Here is a 1,738-nt window from a genome sequence, read left to right on the forward strand (position 1 = left end):
CCCGCACGGTGGTGGCACGTCCGGAGGCGGGCTGCCCGGCACACCGGAAGGTCGAGCCATGCGCCCCGTCGCCCACCCCCACGGCACCGCCCCCGCGCTCCGCGTCCCGACGCGGCACGCCCGCAGGCTCGCGGCCGCGCTGGCCGCGCTGCTCCTCGGGCTCGTCGGCGCGCTCGCGCTCACGGGGCTCACCGCGCAGGCGTCGGTCGCCGCGACCGACGACCCCTCGGTCGAGCAGCCCGGCACGCTCCCCTCGGTCGACGAGACGCCGAGCACGAGCGACCCGAGCCCGGAGCCCACGCAGACGTACGGCGAGGGCGGGGCGGGCCCGCACCAGGAGTCCGGCGAGGACCAGCTCGGCCCCCTCACGCAGGGGAAGACGTTCGCGATCCTCGGGATCATCGCGGCGACGCTGGCGATCATCGCGGTGATCGCGGTGCGGTCGCGCCGCAGCCGGGACGACGCGCACGGTCGCGGACGGTGACCGCCGTCGCGGACGGCGTCGGCGGGGCCCTGGGCGGTCTCGCGGACGCCGCCGGACGCCGTACGGGTCGCCGGCCGCTGCACGCGCGCGGCATCGTGCTGCCGGCGTCGCTGCGGATCGGCGACGACCCCGACGCGCCGGGGGCGGTCGACACGTTCAGCGGTGGCGCGGTCGTGCGGCTGTCCCGCGCCGCGGGGCTGCCCCGTCCGTGGCCCGACGTGCACGGTCTGGCGGTGCGCTGGGAGCGGCGCGGGCGCGCCGAGGCGCTGCTGCTGTCGGGGACCGGGACGGGGTCGCTGAGCCGGTTCGTGCTCGCGCCGCGCCGCCGCGTCGTCGACGGCCCCTTCACGACGCTCATGCCGTTCCGCTCGCCCGACGGTCCCGTCGTGATCGCCGCGCGGCCGGCCGCCCGCCCCGACGGCGGCCTCGACGTCCTGCTGCTGTCGTCGCGCCTGCGCGGACCCTGGTCCCGGTGGGGTGTGCTGCGGGTCGACGCCCCGGGTGGCGCCGCGACCGACGACGACGTGCGGTTCGACCCGGTGCTCGACTGCCCGAGCGGCCTCGCGACCTACCGCTGGGCTGCGGCGCTGCGCCTGCCCGCCTACCGGCACGCCCGACGGTCCGCACCCGATCCGGGGAGGCTGCCGTGGTGAGCGGTGTCGGGGCCACGCTCGTCGCGGAGGGCGTCGTCCGGATGCACGCGGCCGCCACGGAGTGCTACGTCGTGCGCGACAAGGTCGGCGTGCTGCTCGTCGACGCGGGCTCCCCGCGATGTGGCTCGCGCTCGACGAGGCCGTCCGGCTGCTCGGTGCGGGTCCGCGCGACGTGACGGCGCTCGTGCTCACGCACGGCCACGTCGACCACGTCGGCTTCGCGCGGCGTGCCGTGTCGACCCTGGGCGTCGAGGTGGGGGCGCACGAGGCCGACGCGCGGATCGTCGCGCACCCCTCCCGCTACGCGCACGGCCGGCCGCGGGCGTGGTACCCGCTGCGCCACCGGCGCATCCCGGTGCTCGCTGCGATGGCGGCGAAGGGCGCGCTGCGCGTGCACGGGGTGCGGACGTCGCACCCGGTCGGCGCCGCCGGCGTCGCCTGACCATCCGAGGTGCGGGCACCGACGACCGGGCAGCTCCGCCGACGCCCGGTCCTCCGGCACGACGGACCTGCCCACCGGGCGAGAAGGTCGCCGGACGCGTGCAGGACGCCCGCCACCGGGAGTGACGTCACCCGGCCGGGGGGTCCCCCGGAGGACCCC

The 1,738-nt window shown here is 78.5% G+C and carries 4 protein-coding genes; all 4 read left to right on the plus strand.

The window, feature by feature from the left end; all coding sequences use genetic code 11:
* The first annotated feature begins 58 nt into the window (after positions 1-58).
* The 4 genes from CTKZ_RS21755 to CTKZ_RS19170 are packed head-to-tail and all read left to right on the plus strand — an operon-like array spanning position 59 to position 1,579.
* The gene (locus tag CTKZ_RS21755) at positions 59-484 is read left to right on the plus strand and encodes a hypothetical protein (RefSeq protein ID WP_160142938.1); all 426 of its coding nucleotides are present in this window, start codon (positions 59-61) and stop codon (positions 482-484) included.
* Positions 481-1,137 carry a hypothetical protein gene (locus CTKZ_RS21760; RefSeq protein WP_160142939.1) on the plus strand — a complete coding sequence of 219 codons (657 nt, stop codon included), beginning with the start codon at positions 481-483 and terminating at the stop codon, positions 1,135-1,137. The genes CTKZ_RS21755 and CTKZ_RS21760 overlap by 4 nt, the downstream gene beginning before the upstream one ends.
* Positions 1,134-1,313, plus strand: coding sequence for a hypothetical protein (locus CTKZ_RS19165; RefSeq protein ID WP_124344414.1), 180 nt, complete (start codon positions 1,134-1,136; stop codon positions 1,311-1,313). The genes CTKZ_RS21760 and CTKZ_RS19165 overlap by 4 nt, the downstream gene beginning before the upstream one ends.
* Positions 1,256-1,579 carry an MBL fold metallo-hydrolase gene (locus CTKZ_RS19170; RefSeq protein WP_124344415.1) on the plus strand — a complete coding sequence of 108 codons (324 nt, stop codon included), beginning with the start codon at positions 1,256-1,258 and terminating at the stop codon, positions 1,577-1,579. The genes CTKZ_RS19165 and CTKZ_RS19170 overlap by 58 nt, the downstream gene beginning before the upstream one ends.
* Positions 1,580-1,738: the final 159 nt, after the last annotated feature.

It is taken from the genome of Cellulomonas algicola (assembly GCF_003851725.1).
In the GTDB taxonomy this organism is placed as follows: domain Bacteria; phylum Actinomycetota; class Actinomycetes; order Actinomycetales; family Cellulomonadaceae; genus Cellulomonas; species Cellulomonas algicola.

Bases quoted from the DNA above. Each gene is read 5' to 3' on its own strand.
- CTKZ_RS21755 (WP_160142938.1), top strand. From the start codon at position 59: ATGCGCCCCGTCGCCCACCCCCACGGCACCGCCCCCGCGCTCCGCGTC.
- CTKZ_RS19170 (WP_124344415.1), top strand. From the start codon at position 1,256: ATGTGGCTCGCGCTCGACGAGGCCGTCCGGCTGCTCGGTGCGGGTCCG.